At 44.7% G+C, this 25,879-nt stretch carries 28 protein-coding genes; 10 read left to right on the forward strand and 18 right to left on the reverse strand.

The window, feature by feature from the left end:
• Positions 1–51: 51 nt before the first annotated feature.
• From ONE56_RS09850 to bolA, 10 genes are all read right to left on the reverse strand, one after another.
• A complete protein-coding gene (locus ONE56_RS09850; RefSeq protein WP_041156005.1) occupies positions 52–285 on the reverse strand; it encodes a DUF2789 domain-containing protein in 234 nt (77 codons plus the stop codon).
• Positions 286–424: 139 nt separating this feature from the next.
• Entirely contained in the window at positions 425–658 is a 234-nt protein-coding gene (nqrM, locus tag ONE56_RS09855) for a (Na+)-NQR maturation NqrM (RefSeq protein ID WP_005436655.1), read from the reverse strand.
• A 42-nt stretch (positions 659–700) separates the two neighbouring features.
• On the reverse strand, positions 701–1,705 hold the full coding sequence (locus ONE56_RS09860; protein ID WP_041156069.1) for an FAD:protein FMN transferase: 1,005 nt from the start codon (positions 1,703–1,705) through the stop codon (positions 701–703).
• A gap of 198 nt (positions 1,706–1,903) precedes the next feature.
• Positions 1,904–3,127: an NADH:ubiquinone reductase (Na(+)-transporting) subunit F gene (gene nqrF, locus ONE56_RS09865; RefSeq protein WP_041156004.1), complete on the reverse strand. Its 1,224-nt coding sequence runs from the start codon at positions 3,125–3,127 to the stop codon at positions 1,904–1,906.
• A 33-nt stretch (positions 3,128–3,160) separates the two neighbouring features.
• Positions 3,161–3,757, reverse strand: a complete 597-nt coding sequence (gene nqrE / locus ONE56_RS09870) for an NADH:ubiquinone reductase (Na(+)-transporting) subunit E (RefSeq protein ID WP_014232790.1) — start codon at positions 3,755–3,757, stop codon at positions 3,161–3,163.
• A gap of 7 nt (positions 3,758–3,764) precedes the next feature.
• Entirely contained in the window at positions 3,765–4,397 is a 633-nt protein-coding gene (locus tag ONE56_RS09875) for an NADH:ubiquinone reductase (Na(+)-transporting) subunit D (protein WP_331437774.1), read from the reverse strand.
• Positions 4,397–5,167, reverse strand: coding sequence for a Na(+)-translocating NADH-quinone reductase subunit C (locus ONE56_RS09880; RefSeq protein ID WP_041156003.1), 771 nt, complete (start codon positions 5,165–5,167; stop codon positions 4,397–4,399). The genes ONE56_RS09875 and ONE56_RS09880 overlap by 1 nt, the downstream gene beginning before the upstream one ends.
• Entirely contained in the window at positions 5,157–6,401 is a 1,245-nt protein-coding gene (locus tag ONE56_RS09885; RefSeq protein ID WP_041156002.1) for an NADH:ubiquinone reductase (Na(+)-transporting) subunit B, read from the reverse strand. The genes ONE56_RS09880 and ONE56_RS09885 overlap by 11 nt, the downstream gene beginning before the upstream one ends.
• Positions 6,402–6,406: 5 nt before the next feature.
• The gene (locus ONE56_RS09890; RefSeq protein ID WP_331437775.1) at positions 6,407–7,747 is read right to left on the reverse strand and encodes a Na(+)-translocating NADH-quinone reductase subunit A; all 1,341 of its coding nucleotides are present in this window, start codon (positions 7,745–7,747) and stop codon (positions 6,407–6,409) included.
• A 608-nt stretch (positions 7,748–8,355) separates the two neighbouring features.
• Positions 8,356–8,664, reverse strand: coding sequence for a transcriptional regulator BolA (gene bolA, locus ONE56_RS09895; RefSeq protein WP_041156001.1), 309 nt, complete (start codon positions 8,662–8,664; stop codon positions 8,356–8,358).
• A 246-nt stretch (positions 8,665–8,910) separates the two neighbouring features.
• On the opposite strand from bolA, the gene ONE56_RS09900 reads away from it, so the two are divergent.
• The 4 genes from ONE56_RS09900 (at position 8,911) to ONE56_RS09915 (ending at position 12,820) form a co-directional block, all read left to right on the forward strand.
• Positions 8,911–10,065, forward strand: coding sequence for a methyltransferase (locus ONE56_RS09900; RefSeq protein WP_423839769.1), 1,155 nt, complete (start codon positions 8,911–8,913; stop codon positions 10,063–10,065).
• A gap of 38 nt (positions 10,066–10,103) precedes the next feature.
• Positions 10,104–10,682 (forward strand): YajG family lipoprotein, encoded by a 579-nt coding sequence (locus ONE56_RS09905; protein ID WP_423839770.1) that lies wholly within the window; start codon positions 10,104–10,106, stop codon positions 10,680–10,682.
• Entirely contained in the window at positions 10,682–11,227 is a 546-nt protein-coding gene (locus ONE56_RS09910; protein ID WP_041155998.1) for a peptidylprolyl isomerase, read from the forward strand. The genes ONE56_RS09905 and ONE56_RS09910 overlap by 1 nt, the downstream gene beginning before the upstream one ends.
• Positions 11,228–11,467: 240 nt before the next feature.
• A complete protein-coding gene (locus ONE56_RS09915) occupies positions 11,468–12,820 on the forward strand; it encodes an AmpG family muropeptide MFS transporter (protein ID WP_331437777.1) in 1,353 nt (450 codons plus the stop codon).
• A 126-nt stretch (positions 12,821–12,946) separates the two neighbouring features.
• Here ONE56_RS09915 and ONE56_RS09920 read toward each other — a convergent pair whose 3' ends face one another.
• Genes ONE56_RS09920 through ONE56_RS09935 form a run of 4 tightly spaced genes read right to left on the reverse strand, consistent with a single transcriptional unit; the run spans position 12,947 to position 16,187 of the window.
• Positions 12,947–13,606 carry a ChrR family anti-sigma-E factor gene (locus ONE56_RS09920; RefSeq protein WP_423839771.1) on the reverse strand — a complete coding sequence of 220 codons (660 nt, stop codon included), beginning with the start codon at positions 13,604–13,606 and terminating at the stop codon, positions 12,947–12,949.
• On the reverse strand, positions 13,603–14,187 hold the full coding sequence (locus ONE56_RS09925; RefSeq protein ID WP_041155995.1) for an RNA polymerase sigma factor: 585 nt from the start codon (positions 14,185–14,187) through the stop codon (positions 13,603–13,605). Before ONE56_RS09925 ends, ONE56_RS09920 begins: the two co-directional genes overlap by 4 nt.
• Positions 14,188–14,232: 45 nt before the next feature.
• Positions 14,233–15,594, reverse strand: a complete 1,362-nt coding sequence (locus tag ONE56_RS09930; protein ID WP_423839772.1) for a DUF4397 domain-containing protein — start codon at positions 15,592–15,594, stop codon at positions 14,233–14,235.
• The gene (locus tag ONE56_RS09935) at positions 15,591–16,187 is read right to left on the reverse strand and encodes an LON peptidase substrate-binding domain-containing protein (RefSeq protein ID WP_331437778.1); all 597 of its coding nucleotides are present in this window, start codon (positions 16,185–16,187) and stop codon (positions 15,591–15,593) included. The genes ONE56_RS09930 and ONE56_RS09935 overlap by 4 nt, the downstream gene beginning before the upstream one ends.
• Positions 16,188–16,511: 324 nt before the next feature.
• On the opposite strand from ONE56_RS09935, the gene ONE56_RS09940 reads away from it, so the two are divergent.
• The 4 genes from ONE56_RS09940 to csdA all read left to right on the forward strand — a co-directional run bounded on the left by ONE56_RS09940 (position 16,512) and on the right by csdA (position 20,155).
• Positions 16,512–17,348 carry an outer membrane protein OmpK gene (locus ONE56_RS09940; protein WP_423839773.1) on the forward strand — a complete coding sequence of 279 codons (837 nt, stop codon included), beginning with the start codon at positions 16,512–16,514 and terminating at the stop codon, positions 17,346–17,348.
• 109 nt (positions 17,349–17,457) lie between these two features.
• A complete protein-coding gene (panE, locus tag ONE56_RS09945) occupies positions 17,458–18,345 on the forward strand; it encodes a 2-dehydropantoate 2-reductase (protein WP_423839774.1) in 888 nt (295 codons plus the stop codon).
• Positions 18,345–18,944, forward strand: coding sequence for a DJ-1 family glyoxalase III (locus ONE56_RS09950; RefSeq protein ID WP_423839775.1), 600 nt, complete (start codon positions 18,345–18,347; stop codon positions 18,942–18,944). The genes panE and ONE56_RS09950 overlap by 1 nt, the downstream gene beginning before the upstream one ends.
• A complete protein-coding gene (gene csdA, locus ONE56_RS09955) occupies positions 18,944–20,155 on the forward strand; it encodes a cysteine desulfurase CsdA (RefSeq protein ID WP_423839776.1) in 1,212 nt (403 codons plus the stop codon). Before ONE56_RS09950 ends, csdA begins: the two co-directional genes overlap by 1 nt.
• 429 nt (positions 20,156–20,584) lie before the next feature.
• Here the strand turns inward: csdA and csdE are convergent, their stop codons facing one another.
• From csdE to ONE56_RS09975, 4 genes are all read right to left on the reverse strand, one after another.
• Positions 20,585–21,016, reverse strand: coding sequence for a cysteine desulfurase sulfur acceptor subunit CsdE (gene csdE, locus ONE56_RS09960; protein ID WP_041156094.1), 432 nt, complete (start codon positions 21,014–21,016; stop codon positions 20,585–20,587).
• A gap of 43 nt (positions 21,017–21,059) precedes the next feature.
• Entirely contained in the window at positions 21,060–21,869 is an 810-nt protein-coding gene (gene tcdA, locus ONE56_RS09965) for a tRNA cyclic N6-threonylcarbamoyladenosine(37) synthase TcdA (protein ID WP_041156095.1), read from the reverse strand.
• 100 nt (positions 21,870–21,969) lie between these two features.
• Entirely contained in the window at positions 21,970–23,109 is a 1,140-nt protein-coding gene (gene mltA, locus ONE56_RS09970) for a murein transglycosylase A (protein WP_423839777.1), read from the reverse strand.
• A gap of 249 nt (positions 23,110–23,358) precedes the next feature.
• Positions 23,359–23,781 carry a DUF2850 domain-containing protein gene (locus ONE56_RS09975; protein WP_423839778.1) on the reverse strand — a complete coding sequence of 141 codons (423 nt, stop codon included), beginning with the start codon at positions 23,779–23,781 and terminating at the stop codon, positions 23,359–23,361.
• A 244-nt stretch (positions 23,782–24,025) separates the two neighbouring features.
• Here ONE56_RS09975 and argA point away from each other — a divergent pair, with 244 nt between their 5' ends.
• Positions 24,026–25,363 carry an amino-acid N-acetyltransferase gene (gene argA / locus ONE56_RS09980; protein WP_423839779.1) on the forward strand — a complete coding sequence of 446 codons (1,338 nt, stop codon included), beginning with the start codon at positions 24,026–24,028 and terminating at the stop codon, positions 25,361–25,363.
• Between the two features lie 309 nt (positions 25,364–25,672).
• Positions 25,673–25,861, forward strand: a complete 189-nt coding sequence (locus ONE56_RS09985; protein ID WP_331437784.1) for a hypothetical protein — start codon at positions 25,673–25,675, stop codon at positions 25,859–25,861.
• Positions 25,862–25,879: the final 18 nt, after the last annotated feature.

The raw sequence follows: 25,879 nt of genomic DNA on the forward strand, positions 1-25,879 counted from the left end.
ACAAGCCTTTATTGTACATCTTAACTTGTGGTATAGCCCCTGTCATTTCATCTAATCACGCAACATGACATCCAGTTGATCAACCAATTCTGCCCAGTCAGCATCTTCGTCAATCGCCTGCTTCAAAAAGGCGGCTTGTGATCGTGTCCAAAAACTGGCTTCATGCAACACAACCGAGTCACGCTGATGACGGTGGTGATTAACGAAGTCTTTGATTTCTTCAGGTGAACTTCCTAACCCCAGTTGCTCAAAAAGATCGGACATTCCATGTTGATGCATTTCCATAATGATCTCCTGTTAAAACGATTGATGACTCTATATCAATCGTAGTAAATAACTGGTCATTTGGTAATAGAGAAAAAATAACCCAGCCGAGGCTGGGTTATATAGTTGGTTTTGTTACCCGTTAGTTTAATGCGAACGATTAAGCAATACGGTCTTTTTCCCAAGCCGCGAGCTTTTCTGCACGCGCCGCTTCACGAGCTTCGCGCTTTTTACGTGCATCACACGGTTCTGGACAGTTACATACTTTCTCGATACCAACGGCACCAAGACCACCACAGCTGCCTTTCACGACTTTCTTTTGAAAGATATAACCGACCGCCATCGCTGCTATCACTGCAACAAATACGGCAAATGTAATTAGAAATGTACTCATAAGAACATGCTCACTTCTTGTAGTTACTTGTTCATAACTTAGTTATTTATTCATAAACGGCTTGTAAGCTTCTGAAGCCAGTTCTTTAAAACCATCATCAGTCTTAACAATCATGAAGGCTGGGATACCATTTTCATTCGCGATAGCCATGCCTTTTTCTGCACCTAACACCATCAAGCCCGTAGCAAGTCCATCGGCTGTCATTGATGACTTATCCAATACCGTCACTGACACCACTTTGTGATGAATCGGCTTGCCCGTCTGTGGGTTAATAATATGAGAGTATCTCACACCATCGCTCTCAAAGTAATTACGATAGTCTCCGCTTGTTGCAATTGCCATATCGCCCGGCTCTATGATTTCCTGAATTGATCGCTCATCGACCGTCGGTTTTTCAATCGCAATACGCCAAGGTACACCATCATGGTTAATACCTTTTAGACGCATTTCACCGCCAACTTCTACCATATAGTTCTGAATACCTTCAGACTCTAAGTAATTCGCAACAACATCAACCCCCCATCCTTTCGCGATCGTAGAAAGGTCGACATATAACTGAGGCAAGTCTTTAGACAAAAAGTTTCCGTCTACCGATAAATGATGGATACCTGTATTCGCTTTGCGCTCAGCGAGCTCTTCGTCTGTTGGTACTACGTCCGGACGCGCTTCCGGTCCAAAGCCCCACAAGTTCACAAGAGGTCCTACCGTGACATCCAGTGCTCCCAACGTCAGGTGATTTAGTCGTATCGCTTCTTTTACTACCGTTGCAGTTTGAGGAGATACTTCAAACGGTTCATCAGTCGCATGCTGGTTGAACAGGCTTAACTCCGAGTCTTGGCGATAAGTTGACATTTGATCATTCACTTCTTCAAGCAAGCGATCAATCTCTGTATGTAGCGCTTTTGGTTCAGGCAAACCGTCTTGTTCGATGTATTTTATATTGTACGTAGTCCCCATCGTTGGGCCACTCAAATGAATTTGCTCATCAGGCTGTTCACAACCAGCCAAGATAATTAAAGAAGCGAATGCAACAAGCCACGTTTTCACTTGTTTACTCCCATTATTGTTGAATTGATATGGGGAATGAGATTGTTTTAGCAATCCAATTTCCTATAACAACTGGTGGTGCTTCGGGTTTAATCTAAAAAATAATGGCTAGCTAAAGTTAGCTAGCCATTCTATCAACGTCATTTCAATCAGTTGAAGCTGCAAACAACAAAACGACAACTTCAAATGAAGCGAAATTTAGCCACCAAAGTCATCAAGTAGGATGTTTTCATCTTCTACACCGAGATCTTTCAGCATGCCGATAACTGCTGCGTTCATCATTGGTGGACCACACATGTAGTACTCACAATCTTCTGGAGCTTCATGATCCTTCAGATAGTTTTCGTACAGTACGTTGTGGATGAATCCTGTGTAACCATCCCAATTGTCTTCTGGCATTGGATCAGAGAGCGCACAGTGCCATACGAAGTTGTCGTTCTCAGCCGCTAGGCCATCGAAGTCTTCTACGTAGAACATTTCACGCTTAGAACGTGCACCGTACCAGAAAGACATCTTACGCTTAGAATGTAGACGCTTAAGTTGGTCGAAGATGTGCGAACGCATTGGTGCCATACCTGCACCACCACCAACGAATACCATTTCAGCATCAGTGTCTTTCGCGAAGAACTCACCAAATGGACCAGAGATCGTACACTTATCGCCTTCTTTCAAAGACCAGATGTACGAAGACATGATACCAGGTGGTACGTCAGGATTATTAGGCGGCGGCGTAGCAATACGCACGTTCAGCATAATAATGCCTTCTTCTTCTGGGTAGTTAGCCATTGAGTAAGCGCGGATAGTCTCTTCGTTTACTTTTGACTCATAACGGAACAGATTAAATTTGTCCCAGTCTTCGCGGTACTCTTCAGGTACATCGAAGTCAGCGTATTTCACGTGGTGAGCAGGTGCTTCAATCTGAATGTAACCACCAGCACGGAACGGTACTGATTCGCCATCAGGGATTTGCAGCTTAAGCTCTTTGATGAATGTCGCTTTGTTATCGTTAGAGATAACGGTACATTCCCACTTCTTAACGCCGAAGATTTCTTCTGGAAGCTCGATGTCCATGTCAGTTTTCATTGCAACTTGACATGCTAGACGCTCACCTTCACGCGCTTCACCTTTAGTAATATGGTCAAGCTCTGTAGGGAGGATATCACCACCACCAGATTTAACTTTTACGCGACACTGACCACAAGAGCCACCGCCACCACAGGCAGAAGAAACGAAAACACCAGCACCAGCTAGAGCGCTTAGTAGTTTACCGCCTGGTTGTGTAACGATCGCCAAGTTAGGGTCGTCGTTCACAGAAATTGTAATGTCACCTGTTGGTACAAGCTTAGACTTAGCGAAAAGAATCACTAGTACTAGAGCCAGTACGATCAGAGTAAACATCACTACACCAAGAATAATGTCCATTGACTATTCCTTAATTGTTGCGGTTTACCCGACTTACAGTTGAACACCAGAGAAAGACATAAAGCCTAACGCCATTAGACCTACCGTGATGAACGTGATGCCAAGACCACGAAGACCAGGAGGTACGTCAGAGTACTTCATCTTCTCACGGATACCTGCAAGAGCAACGATGGCTAGCATCCAGCCCACACCAGAGCCGAAACCGTAAACAACCGATTCAGCAAAGTTGTAGTCACGCTGTACCATGAAAGATACACCACCGAAGATTGCACAGTTTACTGTGATCAACGGAAGGAAGATGCCAAGCGCGTTGTACAGAGGTGGGAAGAAACGGTCGAGAACCATCTCTAGAATCTGTACAAGTGCAGCGATTACACCGATAAAGGTGATGAAGTTTAGGAAGCTAAGATCGACTCCTTCAACTAAAGCGTTTTCTCTCAGCACTAGGTTGTAAACAAGGTTGTTCACAGGAACGGCGATAGTAAGTACTACCACAACCGCGACACCTAGACCAAAAGAGGTCTTAACTTTCTTAGATACCGCAAGAAACGTACACATACCTAAGAAGAAAGACAAAGCCATGTTTTCGATGAAAATCGATTTAACTAACAGACTAATGTAATGTTCCATGACGTCCTTACTCCTTCGCTTCTACTTGTTCTGGTTTCAGAATACGGATTACCCAGATCATGAAGCCGATTAGGAAGAATGCTGACGGTGCGAGAAGCATCAAGCCGTTTGGTTGATACCAACCGCCGTTGCTTACTAGAGGTAGTACTTCCAGACCAAATAGTTTGCCTGAGCCGAACAGCTCGCGGAAGAAACCTACAGTAATAAGAACGAAACCGTAACCCAGACCGTTACCGATACCATCAATAAGTGATGGCACTGGCGCAGATTTCATTGCAAATGCTTCAGCACGACCCATTACGATACAGTTGGTGATGATAAGACCAACGAAAACTGATAGCTGTTTCGAGATATCGTAAAGGTAAGCTTTCAGCACCTGGTCTACCACGATTACTAGCGAAGCGATGATAGCCATCTGCACGATGATACGTACGCTGTTAGGAATGTGGTTACGGATAAGAGAAACAGAGAAGTTAGACAATGCCGTTACAAACGTAACCGCTAGCGTCATAACAAACGCGGTTTCCAGTTTAGTTGTTACTGCCAGAGCAGAACATACACCAAGCACCTGCAGTGCGATTGGGTTGTTATCCAATACTGGCGCTAGAATGCTCTTTTTAACATTTTGTGCACTAGACATTAGTTCAGACCTCCGTCACGAACTTTTGCTAGGAACGGACCAAAGCCCATGTCACCTAACCAGAAGTCAAATGTATGTTGAACACCGTTACTAGTTAGTGTCGCACCTGATAGGCCATCAACACCGTGCTCAGAACCCTGAGGCGCCCCACCTTTCACGACTTTAATCGCTGGCTGGTGGTTCTCATCGTACAGTTTTTTGCCATCCCACTGAGCGCGCCAAGATGGGTTCTCTACTTCACCACCAAGTCCAGGAGTTTCACCTTGCTCGTAGTAAGTAATACCAGAAACCGTGTTACCGTCCGTTTCAACAGCTACAAACGCGTACATCATTGACCAAAGCCCTTTACCGTGTACCGGCAAGATCACTTTTTGAATTTCGTCTTGGCCTTTAACTAAGTACACCACGGCAGTTTTTGCGCGGCGACGAATGTCAGCCAAATCTTCTTCTGGAGTCAATTTAATTGAGCGTTGTGCATCTTTTGATGCTGCACGTTGATCATAAGTCGCTGCATCACCTTCAGTAAAGTTACCTGTTTCAAGGTCAACTAAACGAGGTTCAATGTACTCGGCAAACAGCTCAGGTACTTTTTTACCGTTTGCCTCAATGCCTGCAACTTCAACGATCTTCGATTGCTTATCTAGGACAGCGTTCGCTTTTTGCTTATCACGCAGACCTACCGCTGCTGTTGATACGATGATTGAACAAACAAGGCTCAACCCGATAACAACACCCAGCGTCTTTTTAATGCTGTCGTTATTACTTGCCATATCGTGCTAGTCTCCGCTTGATGTTCTTCTCAATAACTAAGTGGTCGAACAGAGGTGCAAACAGGTTCGCGAATAGAATCGCCAGCATCATACCCTCAGGGTAAGCTGGGTTAACTACACGGATAAGAACACACATAACACCAATTAACGCGCCATACCACCACTTACCTTTGTTGGTAAATGAAGCTGATACAGGGTCTGTTGCCATAAAGAACATACCGAATGCAAAACCACCTAGAACTAGGTGCCAGTGCCATGGCATGTTGAACATTGGGTTCGTATCAGAACCGATCACGTTGAACAGCGTTGACGTCACAATCATACCGATCATGACACCCGCAATGATGCGCCATGAAGCAATTCGCATGTAAACGATCATTGCTGCACCGATCAATAGTGCAAGTGTCGATACTTCACCGATTGAACCTGGGATGTTACCGATGAACGCATCCATCCAAGTAATAGGAGCACCTGAAACTGTGTTTACTAGTGCACCGTTACCACCCTGAGCCCACTGGCTAAGCGCCGTTGCACCAGAGAAACCATCAGCAGCAGTCCAAACGACGTCACCCGAAATTTGTGCCGGGTAAGCGAAGAATAGGAATGCACGGCCTGCTAGTGCAGGGTTTAGGAAGTTGCGACCCGTACCACCGAAGATCTCTTTCGCTACAACAACACCGAAGGTAATACCTAACGCGGCTTGCCATAGAGGAAGTGTTGGTGGAACGATAAGCGCGAAAAGGATAGAAGTGACAAAGAAACCTTCGTTAACTTCGTGCTTACGCACCATACAGAACAGCACTTCCCAGAAACCACCAACGATGAATACCGTTGCGTAGATAGGCAAGAAGTAAGTCGCGCCAAGGAGCATTTTACTGCCAACCCCTGCATCAGCGGATATGGTCCCACCGAACATTTCGGTTAGCCAGTAATGCCAATTACCTGCGACTACTGTTGCTAGTTGGTCACCAGCATGCATGTGAGTCAATGCTGCGATAGCTTGGCCACCCGCGTTGTACATCCCCCAGAACATTGCTGGGAATACCGCGAACCAAACCATGATCATGATGCGTTTTAGATCAACGCTATCACGAACGTGCGAGCTTCTCTTTGTTACAAGACCCGGTGTATAAAACAACGTTGCTGCTGCTTCATAAAGGGCAAACCACTTCTCGTGTTTACCGCCAGGTTCAAAGTGATGCTCGATGTCTTCAATAAACTTTTTAAGAGACATGAAAATTACCCTTCCTTCTCGATCTTATCTAGGCATTCACGAAGCAGTTGACCGTACTCGTACTTACCAGGACAAACAAAGGTGCACAATGCTACATCTTCTTCATCTAGCTCTAGAGCGCCCAGTGCTTGTGCACTGTCAGAGTCGCCTGCACATAGATCGCGAAGTAACAGAGTAGGCTCCATATCTAGTGGCAATACACGCTCGTAGTTGCCAATTGGAACCATTGAACGATCACTACCGTTAGTCGTCGTTGTCATGTTGAACAACTGACCTTTGAATAAGTGACCAAGGAATGAGCGAGTTATCGAGAACTTGTTTTTACCAGGCATTGCCCAGCCAAACAGCTCTTTTTCGTAGCCTTCACGAAGTACAGAAACCTGTACGTGGTAACGACCTAGGTAGGCGTGAGGACCCGTAGCGTGTGTACCGGTTAGTACAGAGCCAGAAATCACACGAACGTCACCTGGCATTAACTCGTTATCCACTACATCATCAAGGCTAGCACCAAGTGTTGTGCGAATAAGGCGAGGGTTATTTACCACAGGACCTGCTAGAGAAATCACACGGTCAGTGTATAACTCACCAGTGAGGAACAACTTACCAAACGCAATAACGTCTTGGTAATTGATGCTCCACGCCACATTTTCTGCATTGACTGGATATAGATAATGCATGTGGGTACCCGCGAGACCTGCCGGGTGAGGACCATCAAAGACATGTTCTTCAATGTTCGATTGAGAAGAGCGAGGTAGGCTAGTACCTGTTTTACATACGTAAACCTTGTCTTCCGTGAGGGCTGAAAGAATATCTAAACCCGCAATGAACGCTTCTTGTTGTTCATTAATGATCAACTCAGGCTTCGCAGCAAGTGGATTAGTATCCGTTGCTGTTACGAAAATAGCCTTAGTAGAAGACTCGATTGCTGGAACCTTGCTAAACGGACGAGTACGCAAAGCGGTCCAAAGGCCAGATTCAACCAATTGAGTCTTGATCGCCTCACGATCTAAACTTGCTAGTTGAGCGGCTTCAAACTTATCGAAAGTTACCTGTTCTTCACCTGCAACTTCAATCACAACAGATTGAAGCACACGCTTAGCACCACGGTTAATCTCGATCACTTTACCGGCTGCTGGTGCAGTGAATTTCACGCCTGGGTTCTTTTTGTCTTCAAAAAGAACTTGCGCTTTCTTCACTTCATCACCAACGCGGACATGCATGGTTGGACGCATGCCAACGTACTCTTCGCCAAGCAAGGCGACTTTTTTGATGGTCTTACCATCATTTATCACCTGGGATGGAGTTCCTGCAATAGGAAGGTCCAAGCCCTTTTTTATTGTAATCATACGCACTTGCACTACTTTTATCGGGAAAAAGATTCTTTTGATTGCGTAACTTTTAGACACGACATTAGTGTCCGGTTTCGGTGTTGTTTTAAACACCAAAATCGCAACATCCTTTTTAAAATCTCATCACACAAGAAGGTGAGAGACTCATCAGGTGCCGTAGTTTAGCATTTTTTCCAAACTTGATGCCATGACCAATCATGCGAATAGAGCGGATATTTGGGCGGAAGAAGGTTTAACAGCTTAAAGAATACTCATATTTTTGACCGAACGCACAAATGCTCACACTGGATCGATTGCTTTCAAAACGGTCAGATTCACTACGTATAACAAGTGGTAATTTTCTGTCACATGTTGAAATGTTGTTAATATTTCAAAACATCAGCCACATGCATTCATCGTGACAATTCGTGAGGCACTCTACATAATCTCAGTCGATAAAATGTTTGACCGAAGAATAAAATAACAAAAAAAAAGATGGCTTTTGCCATCTCCTTATCTATTTATCTGTTTATCCATCGCCAACAGATAAATTGGGTGCGAACACATAAACGCTAAAATGTGACTTATATACTCGAGTCACTTCAAGGGGCCTATTCAGCGAGAACTTATTGACCGCCACCGACACACATCGGGCTATCAGGTGCGCCATTTTGTTCACGCTTCCACTCCTCGTCAGTATAGGTATGAATCGCCAACGCGTGAATGTGATTGTCTAATTCATCCGCGAGAGTTTGATGAACTTGGCGATGTCGACCGATCAAGCGCTGTCCCTCAAAACAATTACTCACCACAATGACTTTAAAGTGACTCTCTGAACCTGGTGGCACATTGTGCATGTAGCTTTCGTTAATCACTTTTAAATAACTTGGTTGCAACTCACTATGCAATTTTTTCTCTATGATTTCTTGGATCATATTCGTTCCTCCTGATGTTAACTGGATAAGTATATACTAAAAACAAGGGACAGTATCTTCTCAAATCCGTCGCTTACTATCCCAAAATCACCTCGAGATACAGGGCTCAGAACTGCTTGAGGTAACTTGGGCACATTGGCGAAAAGAAATAAGATAATTAAGAAATTTCACACCTTTTTTGTATCTAGACACGTCATCATCTGAGACAATATTGCACTCGTTTATCGAATCAACTTACGTTTATCTATGAAAACCGAATTGAACCTTCATGGTCGAAGCCTGACGCTTCACCGTTTCCCCAAACGCACAAACGAAACGTTACAAGCTTGGGATGCAGGTGATGAGTACCTGATCAATCACGTCGAAGAACTGGCACTGCCAGAGAATCAAAATATCCTCGTTATTAACGATAACTTTGGCGCACTTGCATGCTGGTTTTCAGATAAACATCGTGTCACATTAATGAGTGATTCTCATATTTCTCATCGCGGCACTGAACTGAATTTAAAGCAAAATAGTGCTAACAACGTGACTATGCTCACCACGTTGGACGCGGTACCCAACGATACAGACGTGGTGTTGATGCAGTTACCCAAAAGTAACCGTCATCTGATCTGGCTCCTCAGCCAGCTGAGAAAAACACTCCCTGCATCATGCCCCGTCATAGCGGTAAACAAAGCAAAAGAGATCCACACTTCAACACTGAAACTGTTTGAAAAATATTTGGGCAGCACAAAAACATCGCTTGCATGGAAAAAACACCGTTTGGTCTTTTCCCAAGCAGACGCAGCGCCAACCATTGATGTCGAACCAATCACGATTTGGTCGGTCGATGGAGAGGACATTCAGCTGAAAAACATGCCAAATGTCTATTCAGGTGAAAGCTTGGATTTGGGTGCTCGTTTTATGCTCCAGCATATACCACAAGATCCTTCCATCAATCACATTGTTGACTTGGGTTGTGGCAACGGTGTCCTGTCGGTAAAAGCAGGTCAACTCAATCCCACAGCACGTTTAACCTGCGTCGATGAAAGCTTTATGGCAGTAGAGTCGGCCAAACTAAACTTAGCAGATAACCTAGGCAAAGAGCGCGATGTACGCTGTATCACGAATAACTGCTTAGATGGCTTTGAAGCCGACAGCTGCGAACTTGTAATGTGTAACCCGCCCTTCCATCAGCAGCAAGCCATTACTGACCATATCGCTTGGCAAATGTTCTGCGACGCAAAACAAGTTTTGAACCAAGGGGGGAAGTTACTTGTCATAGGAAACCGTCACCTTGGCTACGATACAAAGCTAAAGCGCCTATTTGGCAAAGAGAATGTGAAACTTATCGCTGGAAACAACAAGTTCGTTATTTTACAGGCGACAAAAAATCCTGCTAAATTAGACGCAAAATAAGCTCCTTACTGAGCAAACCGTTTACAAGGAATAATAAAATGAAAAAACTGGTACTCGCGGCTTCGGTTGCATTGCTTGCTGCATGTTCATCTTCTCAAGCACCTAGTCAACAACAGCTAAACTTGATGCCGGAAACCACACTCAGCACAAACCCAATAGTGCAAGGTAAAACGTACAGCATGATCAGTAAAGATGTACGCGCGGCTCAGTACGTTGCTTTAGTAGACAGCGGGCATTCCAACATTTTGCCTCTCCACGCCAAACAAAACTTGCGTATCACCTTAGAGGAAGCCCTTGAGAAACAATTCTCATCGCAAGGTTTTCACTCAGATCTACGTAGCAATAATGTCGTCGAGCTGTCTGTGATGGAAGCGCTCGTAAACGTTAAGCATTCAGCCATGGAAAACGACATGGATGCGAAACTGGTCTTGCAACTGACAGCAGAAACACCACAAGGTAAGTTAGTTAAGACCTACACAGGAACAGCACAACGCTCGGGCGCATTTAGCGCATCTGATGAAGATATCGAGCAAACCTTAAATGATGTAATAACACTTACTCTGGAAGAAATTGGTAACGATCCAGAGCTTCGTCAATACATGCAGGAACGCTTCTAATGTTACGTAAAGCCATACTATCTTTTGCGCTATTAAGTTGTAGCGTATGGGCTGGTCCCAAAGTTGAGTTCGAAACCACAATCGGCTCTTTTACTGTTGAACTTAATCAAGAAAAGGCACCTATTACGGTTGAGAACTTCTTGAGATATGTCGAGGATGGTAGCTATGCTGGTACTATTTTCCATCGCGTGATTCCCAACTTTATGGCTCAAGGCGGCGGCTTTAATCAAGACATGGAAATGGTCAAAACCTATGCACCAATAAAAAATGAAGGCAATAACGGTTTAAATAACGATCAAGCCACCATCGCAATGGCGAGAACCAATGCGCCTGACTCGGCAACTCGTCAGTTCTACATTAACCTAGTCGACAACGACTTTCTGAACTATGGCGCTCGCCCACCGGGTTACGCGGTTTTTGGTCAAGTGACCAAAGGCTTTGAAGTCATCCAAGAGATGGCAAAACAGCCAACCTCGTCATCAGGTGGAATGCGTGACGTGCCAGAAACGCAAATTGTCATTACCAAAGCCACACGAATAGAATAACGTAGCTTAACGAGTGCCCTCGATACTGAGTCCTAAGTACAGAGTATTGGTACGAAGTAAATGAGTGGTTCAGAAATAAGATTCAAGCCATGCTAGCATGAGCCATTTTTACCGCGGTTTCAGTACTTATCATATCGACTGTACTTATCATGTTGACAGTACTTATCGCGTTAACAAATAAGCTCTTTGAATTTTCAAAGAGCTTTTTCTTTCCACAGCGTCACTAATCTGGATTTACCTATGTCTTCATTACCTTCCATCACTTGGTTGGAAACGGTAAAAAGTTACCTTGATAAACGTTTGTTATGGGTCTTTATGCTCGGTTGCTCTAGTGGCTTCCCTTGGGTACTGATCGGCTCAAATATGTCTGGCTGGCTTAAAGATGCTGGATTAACCCTCTCCGCTATCGGTTATTTTGGTAGCGTCTTTGCTGTCTATGCCATTAACTTTCTCTGGGCTCCTTTAGTTGACCGAGTTAAGTTACCTATGCTTTACCGTTTATTAGGCCAAAGACGTAGCTGGATATTCTTTTGTCAAAGCATTGTATTGGTAGGGACAGTCCTCATCGCTGGCGTTAATCCGGCAGAGAATTTAATCTTGGCTTCGATATTGGCCTTATGTATTGCCACTGCGTCAGCCACACAAGATATTGCTATCGATGCATTTCGTATCGATACCTTTCCAAAATCAGAAGCCTCCAAGCTTCCCCAAGCTTCCGCTATGGCGGTAACAGGTTGGTGGACCGGCTACTCTCTTCCTGGCTATTTAGCGTTCATTAACGCAGACAGTATTGGCTGGAATGGTGTTTACTACGGCATGGCGCTGATCGTCGTTCTGTTAATGATCTTCACGTTGTTAGTGGGCGAGCCACAAACACAACGAGAGCAATTACAATCACAAGCGGAACAACGTCATAAGGAAGTGGTTGGTTCAAAAATCGTCGCTTGGTTTACCGTGACGGTCATAGAGCCATTCTTAGACTTCTTCAACCGCAACGGCGTTAGAGTAGCTATCACGCTATTATTATTCGTCTTTCTATTTAAGATCGGCGAAGCGTTTTTAGGCCGTATGTCGATTGCATTTTATAAAGATATTGGCTTTAGCAACGAACAAATAGGCTACTACTCTAAGTTGATTGGCTGGGGAGCAACCATCTTCTTCACCATCATTGGCAGCATGTTTAATGTTCGCTTCGGGATTGTTCGAGGCCTGATGATGGGCGGTATTGCAATGTCAGCCAGCAACCTGATGTTTGCGTGGATCGCTTCTGTTGGACCAAACGAGCACCTCTATCTGGCAACAATTATTGTTGATAACTTTACTACCGCGTTTTCGACCGTTGCATTTGTTTCATTTCTTACTGTTCTTACCGGTCAAGCATTTTCTGCGACTCAATATGCGCTGCTTGCTTCTTTGGGTAACTTCGGGCGGACGACATTGGCGTCTTTCAGCGGAGAGTTCGTCGACTATCTCGACAACTGGAGTGCCTTCTTCGTCCTAACGGCAGTCATGGTGATTCCAAGCTTGATCATGCTTTACTCTCTGCGCCACTACTTCGACGATCTACTGGAAAAAGCCAGAAACAGAGATTAAATCTGCTCGAAGTAACTCGCACAAAAAGTCACGCGAAAGCAAGTAGACAACAAAAACGACAAAGCCACCAAACATTTTGGTGGCTTTGATTTTAAGGATAAACAAGAAGTCAATGTAACAAGTATTCTACGGATAGAGACCTTTACCAAACAAGTTAAATACTCTCGCAACACCTTGGGTAAATATCATTGGCTCAGTCAGTGCAGTCAAACACAAGCAGTCTTCCCCTTTCTTAGTAAACGGACTGTGCTTCACTGAGGCGTCTCTTATCATTAAATCCCCTTCGTGGTACTGCCCATCTTCATCGCTAAAGCTGCCATGAAGGACGAGGGTTGATTCCAATCCCTTGTGCGTATGCTGAGGCACCTGCACATTTTCTCCGATATACATCAAACTCACACGAGCGTCTTCGCCCAAATCAATCTGTGCACTGAAAACTTTCCCGCCATAGCTTCGCCAGTCACTAATTAAATCGGCAAATCGAGTCAAGGTATTCGGAAGTGCAAACGTCTTTCCTGCAACTGACACGTCAGCATAATCGCGTATGACCACGTTATCGACAATAGGTTCTGCATTGACAATGTCACTTAGCATCACATCAAACTCACGATCGTACTCTGATGGCGTATCGCTAACGATGTTCGCTTGGCTTGCTTCAACCTGATTGACATAATCCCTACACTGACGACATGTTTCCAAGTGCGTCGCGACCATAAGCCCAGAAACTGCATCAATGCTGCCTGAAGCATAAGCCTCTAACACGTTGTTATCTGGATGATTATTCATAACTGCTCCATATGCATTGAGTGCCTTAATTTTTCCACCGCGAGTCTTAACCGAGATTTGACGGTCCCCAAGGGAATGTTGAACATTTCTGCGACTTGCTGATGAGGTAGCTCTTCAAGATAAACGGCTTGTAACACTTCCCTTTGATTTTTGGGCAGAGTACCTAAAAACTTCACGACCTGATCTTTTAGTAAGTCTTGCTCCGGTGAATAATGATCGACAAGGTCAGGTGGATAATACTCTGAAGGCCAGATATCATCCGAGTGAATATGCAGTTCTTTTCCTTTCTGTTTTCTCAACAGATCAAAACATAAGTTACGGATGATTGTGTATATCCACGTTGATAAAGCACTCTTCTCACCATTGTAAAGATGAGCTTTATGCCAAACCGTTGCCATGGTTTCTTGCACCATTTCCATCGCAACTTCTTCATTACCCACATGCTTGTAGGCGAACTGTTTCAACTTGGGAGCATAAAAATGGAAGACAAAAGCAAACGCGTCCTTGTCACGCGCTTTCACTTTATCCATGTAAGCGCACCATTCTTTTCGACCCAATTTTTGTTGGCTCTCACTCATCATAATCGGCCTTAATTATAGGGAGGAGAGCACTCCTCCCATCCATTCCTAATCTGTGATGTCGTCAACTAACAAGTTAAAGCCGCCATTGTTACCATCGTCTATCGCAACAACTTGGTAAACCACACCATCCATTAAATCTACTGGTGCCGAATCAACAGCGACAACGCTTGGATCGCCCGCGACTGTTACAGTGACGTAGTAGGTACCCGCTTCAACATAAAGACCTTGTATACTATCTTTATACGTAAAGTCCGTTATTGCTGGATCACTTCCATCAATTCCCGCACTTGTTGTGAGATAAATGTCCACTTTATCGGCTACCGGATTAGCCGCCGCGTGAGTGATATTGAGCGTCGCACTGGTCGCCACTGCTCTTCTCATATCTTCTACCACTAATGGTTCGATATCGATAGAAGGACTGACCACACCGACCGCATATACACTGTAGTCCTTGCCCCCTTCAACCGATAACCCATTGACGTCAATGATCGGATCCGTCGTGGTACCATCAACAAACACATCGATATCATAAGCATCAGGAGCCAAATCTAGATAGCCTCGAATTTCTTTAAACGCTAAGTCGGCAAGTGGTGCGAATGACGAGCCGTTGACATTAACATCAACAGCTGGTGCACCATCAACAAGGTGCCCGACTCGGGCTTCTGCTTGGCTTCCCATATCTTCAATCATAGACGAACCAGAGCCATCCAGAACTAACAACTTAACTGGAGAGGTACTGTTCGAGTCTCCGGTTTTTATCGCCGCTATGGTTAAGTTGGCGTCGCCGGCAAGTGAAACCGTTCCAGAATCAAACACAACGGTGTCACCAACAGCAAGTCGAATTTGATAATCATCCGCTGGGATATTCAAAACATCAGTCGAGCCTTTGTAAGCAAGATTAGTAGCCGTTGGACTCGCGCTCGCTAAATCGAGGCCAGGCTCAGTGACATAAACATCGACTGCTGGTACGCCTGAAGCAGCGTGCACAACTTGTACATCCAGGCTATTGGCATCCGCCATCGATTCGGCATCTCGTGTCACGACCAAAGGTTCAACCGCATTTGGACTGCCATCCGCATCACCCACGACGAATACGCTGTAATTCAAATCTGATTCGAGTTCAAGCTCGGTTCTAGGAACGACAGTAGCGACCTCGTCACCGGGTAATTGCACATCAACTTGCACTGAATTCATACCGGCTCGTACTTTTTTAAAACCGGAACCAACACCATAATCAACGTCGGTTAGTGTTGCTTTATCATTAAGCCAAACATTGGCTAAAGGTGCATCTGACACCGCATGTATCGCCTGTACATTGGAATACTCGACAGTGTCGGAATCTGAACCACAAGCAGTTAGACCCATGACCACTGCCAAACATGCCAGTGCGTGTTTTACTCGTTTCATAATCTTGCTTCCTTGTTGTTAGGAGCTTCAAGTGCTTGATTCAAAAATAGTAGTGCCGGCAGGCAATCCTCTGCTCCTGCCAGTTTTTCGAATAAGCGGCAATCTAGCGGCAATAGCTCAAGCCAACGCTGCGTGACCCATACTGGGTCATTGTAGAAGCAGTCTGCATAGAGAGAACCGAGTTGGGGAAACTCTTCATAAACGTATTCCAACTGTTGACTTAAGTAGTAAAAACTGAACAACTCATGAGGAGCCTGCCAATTTTCCATCCACTCTACTTCTGCATGCCTCAAACCGTCTTTATCCGCTCTAACTCGCTTAACCTTAAACCGTTTCTCACCAATCACTGTTATGCCAAGAAGCCCATCACTTAATGTTTCAAAATCAACGATTCGAACTAAAGTACCTATCGAACAAACGTCACCAACTTCTTTCGGATCGCTGTTATTCCCTACTAGACAGACGCCAAAACCACTATTTTGTCGACTACTCTCTTTCACCATACGTACATAGCGTGGTTCAAAAATGCGCAAATTCATTTTGCCATTTGGAAGCACGACCGAGGTAAGTGGGAATAACATAACTTCATTCATTGATAAGTCCTCTATATGTTCAACTTCTAATACGAGAAGATTATCAATCCGATCACTTACTAATTTTGTTGGTTAATCGACTGGCTTAAAAGTTAAGAAAATACACACAAGCACCGATCCGAATCACATATTTATTGCAATGAAATGCAAACTCAAAAAAGTTCCGATAAATAGAATAATTATGTGATTTATATCACCAAAAAGGTTTAGTTTTGCATCTTGTGTCACTTTCATTTGAGATTTTTATCGCTATTATTCACGCCAATTGGATAGCGCAGCACAGATTGCGTGTTCTAAACCATGACAAACATAGAGAGTCCCCTTATGCGTAAATCACTTTTAGCTCTTAGCCTTCTAGCAGCGACCTCAGCACCAGTTTTGGCGGCTGACTATTCTGACGGCGATATCCACAAAAACGATTACAAGTGGATGCAGTTCAACTACATGTACTCAATTGATGAAATGCCACGAGTTAAAGGCGCTGACGATAACGCCCACGATTACCTAGAAATGGAATTTGGTGGTCGCTCTGGTATTTTCGACCTATACGGTTACGTAGACGTATTTAACCTAGCGACTAAAGATGACCAAGATAAATCAACATCTAAAGATAAGATGTTTATGAAGTTCGCACCACGTATGTCTCTAGATGCGGTAACTGGTAAAGATCTATCTTTCGGTCCTGTTCAAGAACTATATATTGCATCTCTAATGGAATGGGGTGGTGACAACGGTGGTGTAAACAACCAGAAAATCGGTTTAGGTTCTGATGTAATGGTTCCTTGGTTAGGTAAAATCGGCCTAAACCTGTACAGCACTTACGATGGCAACAACAAAGGTTGGAACGGTTTCCAAATCTCGACTAACTGGTTCAAACCATTCTACTTCTTCGAGAACGGTTCATTTATCTCTTACCAAGGTTACATTGATTACCAATTTGGTATGGATGATGATGCTGGTAACAAATTTGGTACTACCGCGTCAAACGGTGGTGCAATGTTCAACGGCATTTACTGGCACTCAGATCGCTTCGCGGTTGGTTACGGCCTGAAAGCATACAAAGAAGTATATGGCGTAAAAGACGGTCTACAAGTTGCTCCTGGTGTTGAGCTAGAATCGACTGGTGTAAGCCACTACCTAGCGGTAACTTACAAGTTCTAATTGAACCACTAAGTTTGCTCAAAAATGGCGCCTCTCGGCGCCATTTTTATTTGCTTTCCTTTTTCCCCTCATTATCCTTGCAGCAAACCTTTTTTATTGAGAGCGTTTGGTGAATATTGTCATCTTAGGTCCGGGAGCGGTTGGCTCACTCTGGGCTACAAAACTTAATCAAGCAGGACATAACGTCTCGCTTTGGAGTAGAACCTCCGAACGGGAAATGGCTCTCAGTCTGGATGACTCTGCAGCAGTCGCGTTTGTTAATCAACAGCCTGCCAGCGTACAAAATGCCGATCTACTTTTAGTCACCGTTAAAGCGTGGCAAGTCGAAGCGGCTATTACGCCATTATTGCCTCATATCCATACCGACACCATCATTATGCTGATGCACAATGGTATGGGGTCAGCCCAGCACGTTGCGAAAGTGCTAGCGAACAATCCGATTGTATTAGCCACGACGACGCACGGTGCCTACAAACCAAACAAACAGCAAGTGCTCCACACAGGCCACGGAGCCACTCAAATTGGTGGTTTCAACGCATCAGGGGCACAGTGTGAGTTTCTTCAAGGCGTTCTTGACCATGCGCTACCTGACGTCAAATGGACTCCCGATATCCATTCCGCATTATGGACTAAACTTGCTATCAACTGTGCCATCAATCCTTTAACAGCGATCCACCAATGTAAAAATGGAGAACTGGTGAAAGCAAATTTTCAGGATACGATGAAACGCATTACGCAGGAATTGGCCAATGTGATGAACAAGGAAGGAGTTAATACGGATTTTACTGCGCTATTTCAAACTATCATGCACGTCGTCAATGCAACCGCAGAAAATTACTCTTCGATGAGGCAGGATGTACAACACAAACGCCGCACTGAGATCGATTTTATTACTGGGTACTTATTGCAAGCGGCAGACAAACATCATATCGATACGCCGGAAAACCGGAAACTTTATCAACGCATCAAACAAATAGAACAAAGCTGGACAAACTAATGACTAAAAAAATTTTAGTGCCCATCGCACCCGGTACCGAAGAAATGGAAGCGGTGACTGCCATTGATACACTGGTTCGAGCTGGCTATGACGTCACGGTCGCGAGTGCTGCATTTGATGGTTCCCTAACCATGAAGGCTTCTCGCGGTGTCACTTTAACGGCCGATTGCAAGTTGGTCGATATAGCGGATGATGAATTTGATGTCATCGTACTCTCTGGTGGTGTCGGGGGAGCAGAAGTATTTCGCGATAGCCCAGTCATGCTAGAGATCCTCAAGCAGCATATTTATGATGGCAAACTGGTCGCAGCAATCTGTGCTTCCCCGGCTTTAGTTTTACAACATCATGATTTGTTTCCAAACGCATTGATGACTTGTCACCCTAGTTTTCAGTCACACATACCAGAACAAAACTGGCGCAGTAAACGCGTCACGATCGATCTAAATCACAACCTTATTACCAGCCAGGGCCCAGGCACAGCATTAGAGTTCGCGATCGAAATCATCATCAAGCTTGATGGTAAGAAGCATGCATGGAGCGTCGCTGAACCTATGGTGACCATTCCAACCTTGCATTACCATAAGATAGGCGACGAGTAATGTTTGACGTTAATGCAGTAAGAAGCCAGTTTCCCGCTTTAAATCAATCAATTAATGACACCGAGTTGGTTTACCTCGATAGCGCAGCAACCACGCAAAAACCGCAATGTGTGATTGACGTGATTCAACATTATTACAGCGCACAAAATGCCAACGTTCATCGCGGTAGCCACAGTTTAACAGCAAAGGCGACCAGCCAATTTGAAGCTGCGCGCGATACCGTGACGCGCTTTGTAGGTGCCGAGAGTTCAAAAGAAATCATATGGACTCGTGGCGCCACTGAAGCTCTCAACCTTATCGCTCAAACATACGCTCGCAGTACCTTACAACCAGGGGATGAAATATTAATTAGCGAGATGGAGCATCACGCGAATATCGTCCCATGGCAAATTGTGGCTGAACAGACCGGAGCAAAGGTCGTTAAAGTCCCAATGACCACGGAATGCCAGTTCGATTTACCAGCCTTTCAATCACTGCTGTCTGAACGGTGTAAGATTGTTGCTTGCGCGCAAATCACTAACGTAACCGGTACTCGCCAGCCCATTGAAAAAATCACTGAAATGGCTCATTCGGTTGGTGCTGTCATCGTCGTGGACGGTGCACAAGGCATTGTTCATGAGCCTCTCAATCTCGCTGCGCTCGATATCGACTTCTATGTTTTTTCCGGACACAAGCTTTATGCGCCTGCAGGCATTGGCGTGCTATATGGAAAGTTAGCGCTTCTCCAAGCCATGCCACCTTGGCACGGCGGAGGGAAAATGGTCGAACGAGTATCATTTGAAAAGACCACGTTTTCAGGTTTACCCGGCAAGTTTGAAGCTGGTACCCCAAATGTCGCAGGGGCAATTGCTTTAGCAAAAGCGATCGAATGGTATCAAGGTTTTGATCATCAAGAAGTTGAAGACCATTTACACGCATTACAGCAAAAAGCTTATGAGGCACTAAAGCAATTGGATGACATTCGCATCATTGGCTACCAGCCCAATGCTTCTGTACTCACTTTTGTGATGGATGGCGTTCATCACCAAGATATTGCAACCCTGTTGGATCAACAAGGTATCGCAGTGCGTGCTGGACATCACTGCGCGCACCCCTTAATGGATGCGCTCGGGGTCAAAGGCACGATTCGTGTTTCTTTTGGTATTTACAATACCCAAGAAGATGTTGATAGGCTGATTGCTGGTGTCGAGAAAGCGGTGGGGATGTTGTAAGTTAAAAAAGGTCCTAGGTTTAAAACAAGGGCCTAGGAAGAGAAAGGTCCTAGGGGATTCAGGTCCTAGGTCCTAGGAAAAACACGGATTACGGATTACGGATTACGGATTACGGATTACGGATTACGGATTACGGATTACGGATTACGGATTACGGATTACGGATTACGGATTACGGATTACGGATTACGGATTACGGATTATTTTCAAACACCTAGCTCGGATGTCAAGCAACTCTGTACTCTGTATTCCAAAACCACAAACTCAGAACCCGAAGTTTTACACAAAACCATCAATGCGCTCCTCCGTATTCCGTAAGCGCAGCGTTCCGTGTTACAAAACCGCAAGCATCGATGCTCAAAAATAAACACCGAGGCCTCGAGTATTACGCCTAGGACCTAGGATCCTAGCCACCTAGGACCTTCTTTTCTACCTAGATCCTTTTTTCTTTATTTCTTCTACAATCGCTTTCAATCCGTTTCCGCGAGAGGGACTCAGGTGAGCGACCAAACCTAACTGGTCAAAGTACTCGTCTATGTCGAATGCTTTGATTTGCTCCGCCGTTTTTCCGTTATACGCTGCCATCACAAGTGCAATTAGGCCACGTACGATGCGCGCATCAGAATCGGCACAGAAGTTCCAGACACCGTCTCTCTCCTGGCTGACTAACCAAACCAAGCTTTCACAACCGGAAACCGTTACTTGCTCAGATTTTAATTCATCTGGCATTGGCGGCAGTTTTTTTCCCCATTGAATGACCTGACGGTAGCGATCTTCCCAACCTTTAAATTGCTGCATAGTGGCAACAATATCGTCACTGGTGATTTCAGAACCGAATGGGGAAACAGGAAAATCCGTCATGGTGCTTTCTACTCTCTACAATCAATTATTTTTCTAGAATTCATTACTTTTTGTGTTTTTGAATCAGCTTTTCCACGATGCGTGAAACGGCCACGAAGCCGAATGTTGCTGTCACGACGGTTGCAGCACCAAACCCACTGGCACAGTCCATACGCTTTGGACCTTCAGCGGTGGATTTAACTCCACATACCGAACCATCCGCTTGTGGGTATTTCAACTGCTCGGTAGAGAACACACAATCGATGCCGAATTTACGCGCAGGATTCTGCGGAAAATTATGGTGACGACGCAACGTGTCTTTAATCTTTTTCGCCAACGGATCTTGAATCGTTTTGGTAAGGTCCGCCACCATGATTTGAGTCGGATCCACCTGACCACCCGCACCACCGGTGGTAATCACTTTGATTTTGTTACTGCGACAGTAAGCCAGCAGTGACGCTTTTGCTTTAACGCTATCGATCGCGTCCAACACATAATCGTACTCTTTACTTAGGTACTCGTGTTGATTATCCGGAGTGATAAAATCATCGATCAAATTGACTTTACACTCAGGGTTGATCAGCTTCACTCGCTCAGCCATCACTTCAATTTTGCTCTGGCCAACCGTACCTGACATGGCATGGATTTGACGATTAATATTAGTGACACAGACATCATCCATATCGATCAACGTCAACTCACCAATTCCGGTGCGAGCAAGCGCTTCTACCGCCCACGATCCTACACCGCCAATCCCAATCACACACACATGCGCAGCGCGAAGAATTTCAACTTCGCTATTACCATAAAGACGACGTGTGCCGCCGAAACGTTGATTGTAATTATCGGATGCCGGAGTATCGAGTTCGCGCATAGAAAAATCCAAATGAACGGTAGAAAAACAAAGAGTGCGATTTATACGCACTCTTTGAAGAAATGTCTAGGTAAGAGAGGAATCCTCTCCTATCAGACTATTATTGTATCTTTTCTGGCGACAAAGCCCAAGGGGCTTGCGTTGGCGTATTTTCTAGTCCGAGCTTCCAAACACGACCAAAATGTTTGTAATGACCAGCCTCATTCCCCGCTCTCGCACCAATACCATGATAAAGATCCAGGTGATTACGTTTTACCGCGCCGCCTGTATCCAACACAATCAGCATACGAAGTTGATGCACACCACTCCAGCTCCCATCCGCATTCAATAATGGCACTTCTGCCAAAATTGGCGTCCCCATCGGTAAAATAGAGCGATCACCCGCTACTGATGCCATTGGTAACAAAGGAATACCTGCCGACCCTGTTACAGGTGCGCCCGCTTTAGGAGCGAAAAAGACATAAGATGGGTTTTGTTCTAATAGCTCACGAACGGTGGCTTCGTCTTGTTTCGCGACCCAGTCCTTAATCGCTTTTAACGACATGTCTTCACGCGCAACTTCACCACGATCAATCAAGACACGACCAATACTCACGTACGCTTTGTTGTTTTTACCCGCGTAAGCAAAATATTCTAATGTATCGTCATCTTCATAATGAACATAGCCACTGCCCTGCACTTCCATCATGAAAGGATCTATCAGGTTAGGCGAATAACCTAATACTGGGGCTTTACCATTTAGAGCACCGTTGTATATTTCTGCGCGAGTTGGGCAATTAGAAGAACAGTTTGGCTTCCCATAAACCGGGTATTTAAACGTCTCATTTGGTCGGTGGCGTAACTCCATCACAGGCGAGAAATAGCCTGTAAATAAAACATTGCCTTGTTTATCTGCGCCCCCCAACTGCGCGGCTTTTATGCCATAAGCATCGAGCATCGCGGTATCACCACTTTGCTGGGCCCACTCATTCAATTTTCGGTAAAGCGGTTGATACATCCGAGCCATAGACGGTGACTTGATTATGACCTGTTCGGCTTGCTTATTAAATTCAGTAAAATCACGCGGTTTGTCTGACTTAACCACGTCGACTTTGTTTAGAATTTCAGAAAATTCACCATCGACGTACTGCTTCGCAAAATCGTTGGTGTCTTTGTCGCTGAGCGTTGGGTTGGTGTCGCTTTGCTGGGCGCAACCAAAAAGTAAACTCAAAGAAAGGATAGGGAGGAGTTTTTTTAACACGTGTCATTTCCGTAGTAAAAGATAGCGAAAGGATGGCAAACAAATACACACAAGGCAATTGAAAAGCAACGCTAAAGTGTTTCAATACTAAGCGAACGATTCGACTTGTTGCCATTTCAGACTCGCGGCGGATGGTACCAAAACCACATGCAACCAATTGTCCAGAAAATGTCTGGACGCAAACTTTTATACTCAAGTGACTCAAGATGCGGATTCAGAGCTGCATCAACGAGTTTAGATCAAGATAAATTAACGGATTGCTTTGGTAGAACGCTCTTGCAAATGGAAAACGGGCAAATAGTGAGCGTTCGCGTTTAGCTTCATTTCCGTATAATTTTCGTGATCAACAAAATCAAAGTGTCGCTCAGCATCCCCCACTCGATAAGAAAACGAGTCGCCATCGAACTTGAATGACGTTGCCACAAGTGAATCATTGACGCTCACACCACGTTCACTCAATACAATCACTTCTCGGGCATAAGGCGCTACGTTTTGCTCTACCCACTTTCCATAAATCATTGAGTTAGAGTTGGTTGGAGTGACATAGCGCGTAAACAAATCACTGTACAACATACAAACCACGACGGTACCAATGACTGCCAAAAGCATAAGAGAACGCTCAACCCACTTACGTAATGTGGTTTTTTTTGCTCCCAGAGAGGACGATATCATTGTGTTATTGCTGCCTATCATCAAAAAATGAAGGTCTATATTATAGCGTTAAAACCTTCCTTATTTTGACCTTAACTAAGCTTTAGAACAGATTTGTGCGGTCAACCTCTAGCTCTCTCGAAACGTCATATACTCAAACCAACAACTATCTTAATCAATTGTACCTTTTGGCAAAATTTCACCTTGCCATAAGGTGAATAAAAAGACATTATTTAAGCATAAATAAACAACAGGAATGGCTGTAGTGAAAATTCGTAGTACCGCACTCGTAAAAGGATTCCGACAATCGACACCTTATGTGAATGCACACCGTGGCAAGGTCATGGTTATCATGCTTGGTGGCGAAGCGGTTGCCCATAGTAATTTTGGCAACATAATCAATGATATTGCTTTAATGCATAGTCTCGGCATTAAAGTTGTTGTTGTTTATGGTGCGCGTCCACAAATAAACCAGTTATTGGAAAGACAAAACCTGACTACGCCATACCATAAGAACATTCGAGTCACTGATGAAGAGTCGCTATCAGTAGTTATGCAAGCCGCCGGCCAAATGCAGCTTACGATCACTGCTCGCCTTTCCATGAGTCTGAACAATACGCCAATGGCAGGAACGGAACTGAGTGTCGTATCTGGTAACTATATTATTGCTCAACCTTTGGGCGTGGATGATGGCGTTGATTACTGCCATACAGGAAAAATTCGGCGCATTGATACGGATGCGATCAATCGTACGCTCGATCAAGGCTCCATCGTCCTATTAGGTCCAATTGCGAGTTCAGTCACCGGGGAGTGTTTCAACTTACTTTCTGAAGAAGTCGCCACACAACTCGCGATCAAGCTCGGTGCCGACAAGCTGATTGGCTTCTGTTCTGAACAAGGGGTTATTGATGACAACGGCAATGCAGTTGCAGAACTTTTGCCTATCGAAGCTGAGCACGTCTTTAAAACACTCACCGAGAGAGCGGAAAAAAATGTCGAACACGATACGGGGACCTTACGCTTCTTGAAAGGCTCTATTGCTGCGTGTCGAGCCGGTGTCCCTCGAAGCCATCTGATCAGTTACAAGGTCGACGGTGCTTTGATTCAAGAACTTTTCTCTTTTGACGGTATTGGTACTCAAGTTGTCATGGCCAGTGCAGAACAAGTCCGTCATGCAAGCATTGATGATATTGGTGGTATCTTGGACTTAATCAGACCATTAGAAGAGCAAGGCATCTTAGTCAGGCGCTCACGTGAGCAACTCGAGCAAGAAATTGGCAAGTTCACTATTATCGAAAAAGATGGCTTAATCATTGGCTGTGCGGCGCTCTACCCATACCCTGAAGAACGCAAGGCCGAAATGGCATGCGTGGCCATTCACCCAGATTATCGAGATGGAAACCGTGGTTTGCTGTTGCTCAACTACATGAAACACCGCTCTAAATCAGACAATATTAGCCAGATTTTCGTACTGACCACGCATAGCTTGCATTGGTTTAGAGAGCAAGGTTTTTATGAGGTGGGCGTAGACTATCTACCAAGCGAAAAGCAAGGCCTGTACAACTTTCAGCGTAAATCAAAAATCCTAACGCTGGATTTATAGCACTAATATTTATACTCAAGTAACTTCAAGATGCTTGAGTATATGTGCAGCTTGAACCTAAAAGGGCAAGCTGCGCAAAAAAACATCAAAACTCAAACATTATATTGATATCTATCACACTTTTTTCTTTGCAATATACATTCAACTGTCTATAATTCGCGCACCAACGGTTGATAATCAACCAGTTGAAATGGATCTAGGTGATGTGCATACACCTTCACCCTAAAATACTGAGTAATAAAACACTCGGTGTTTCACATCAAGGACAGCGGTTGATCTTACGTTAATTAAGCTGAGACGAGCACTGTTATGAAAACTGTAGTTTGCAATTCACTACAAAGCTTTTGGGATATGGCCGACAACGAGTTTTTAGAAGGCTTAAATGTTCACTGTGTATTCCCTGCTAATGATGCCATTCGCGAATTTATTCTAACGCGCCAGCAACAATATAAATTCCGCAGCATTTCCTTTACGAGCGTATTTACACAGAACACCTAAATAGAGACCGAGCCATAG

The organism is Vibrio mytili (assembly GCF_049563345.1).
In the GTDB taxonomy this organism is placed as follows: Bacteria; Pseudomonadota; Gammaproteobacteria; order Enterobacterales; family Vibrionaceae; genus Vibrio; species Vibrio mytili.

Excerpts from the sequence above, each read along its gene's own strand:
- ONE56_RS09850 (WP_041156005.1), bottom strand. The coding sequence starts at position 285 with ATGGAAATGCATCAACATGGAATGTCCGATCTTTTTGAGCAACTGGGG.
- nqrM (WP_005436655.1), bottom strand. The coding sequence starts at position 658 with ATGAGTACATTTCTAATTACATTTGCCGTATTTGTTGCAGTGATAGCA.
- nqrF (WP_041156004.1), bottom strand. The coding sequence starts at position 3,127 with ATGGACATTATTCTTGGTGTAGTGATGTTTACTCTGATCGTACTGGCT.
- nqrE (WP_014232790.1), bottom strand. The coding sequence starts at position 3,757 with ATGGAACATTACATTAGTCTGTTAGTTAAATCGATTTTCATCGAAAAC.
- ONE56_RS09875 (WP_331437774.1), bottom strand. The coding sequence starts at position 4,397 with ATGTCTAGTGCACAAAATGTTAAAAAGAGCATTCTAGCGCCAGTATTG.
- ONE56_RS09880 (WP_041156003.1), bottom strand. The coding sequence starts at position 5,167 with ATGGCAAGTAATAACGACAGCATTAAAAAGACGCTGGGTGTTGTTATC.
- ONE56_RS09885 (WP_041156002.1), bottom strand. The coding sequence starts at position 6,401 with ATGTCTCTTAAAAAGTTTATTGAAGACATCGAGCATCACTTTGAACCT.
- ONE56_RS09890 (WP_331437775.1), bottom strand. The coding sequence starts at position 7,747 with ATGATTACAATAAAAAAGGGCTTGGACCTTCCTATTGCAGGAACTCCA.
- bolA (WP_041156001.1), bottom strand. The coding sequence starts at position 8,664 with ATGATCCAAGAAATCATAGAGAAAAAATTGCATAGTGAGTTGCAACCA.
- ONE56_RS09900 (WP_423839769.1), top strand. The coding sequence starts at position 8,911 with ATGAAAACCGAATTGAACCTTCATGGTCGAAGCCTGACGCTTCACCGT.
- ONE56_RS09905 (WP_423839770.1), top strand. The coding sequence starts at position 10,104 with ATGAAAAAACTGGTACTCGCGGCTTCGGTTGCATTGCTTGCTGCATGT.
- ONE56_RS09910 (WP_041155998.1), top strand. The coding sequence starts at position 10,682 with ATGTTACGTAAAGCCATACTATCTTTTGCGCTATTAAGTTGTAGCGTA.
- ONE56_RS09915 (WP_331437777.1), top strand. The coding sequence starts at position 11,468 with ATGTCTTCATTACCTTCCATCACTTGGTTGGAAACGGTAAAAAGTTAC.
- ONE56_RS09920 (WP_423839771.1), bottom strand. The coding sequence starts at position 13,606 with ATGAATAATCATCCAGATAACAACGTGTTAGAGGCTTATGCTTCAGGC.
- ONE56_RS09925 (WP_041155995.1), bottom strand. The coding sequence starts at position 14,187 with ATGATGAGTGAGAGCCAACAAAAATTGGGTCGAAAAGAATGGTGCGCT.
- ONE56_RS09930 (WP_423839772.1), bottom strand. The coding sequence starts at position 15,594 with ATGAAACGAGTAAAACACGCACTGGCATGTTTGGCAGTGGTCATGGGT.
- ONE56_RS09935 (WP_331437778.1), bottom strand. The coding sequence starts at position 16,187 with ATGAATGAAGTTATGTTATTCCCACTTACCTCGGTCGTGCTTCCAAAT.
- ONE56_RS09940 (WP_423839773.1), top strand. The coding sequence starts at position 16,512 with ATGCGTAAATCACTTTTAGCTCTTAGCCTTCTAGCAGCGACCTCAGCA.
- ONE56_RS09950 (WP_423839775.1), top strand. The coding sequence starts at position 18,345 with ATGACTAAAAAAATTTTAGTGCCCATCGCACCCGGTACCGAAGAAATG.
- csdA (WP_423839776.1), top strand. The coding sequence starts at position 18,944 with ATGTTTGACGTTAATGCAGTAAGAAGCCAGTTTCCCGCTTTAAATCAA.
- csdE (WP_041156094.1), bottom strand. The coding sequence starts at position 21,016 with ATGACGGATTTTCCTGTTTCCCCATTCGGTTCTGAAATCACCAGTGAC.
- tcdA (WP_041156095.1), bottom strand. The coding sequence starts at position 21,869 with ATGCGCGAACTCGATACTCCGGCATCCGATAATTACAATCAACGTTTC.
- ONE56_RS09975 (WP_423839778.1), bottom strand. The coding sequence starts at position 23,781 with ATGATATCGTCCTCTCTGGGAGCAAAAAAAACCACATTACGTAAGTGG.
- ONE56_RS09985 (WP_331437784.1), top strand. The coding sequence starts at position 25,673 with ATGAAAACTGTAGTTTGCAATTCACTACAAAGCTTTTGGGATATGGCC.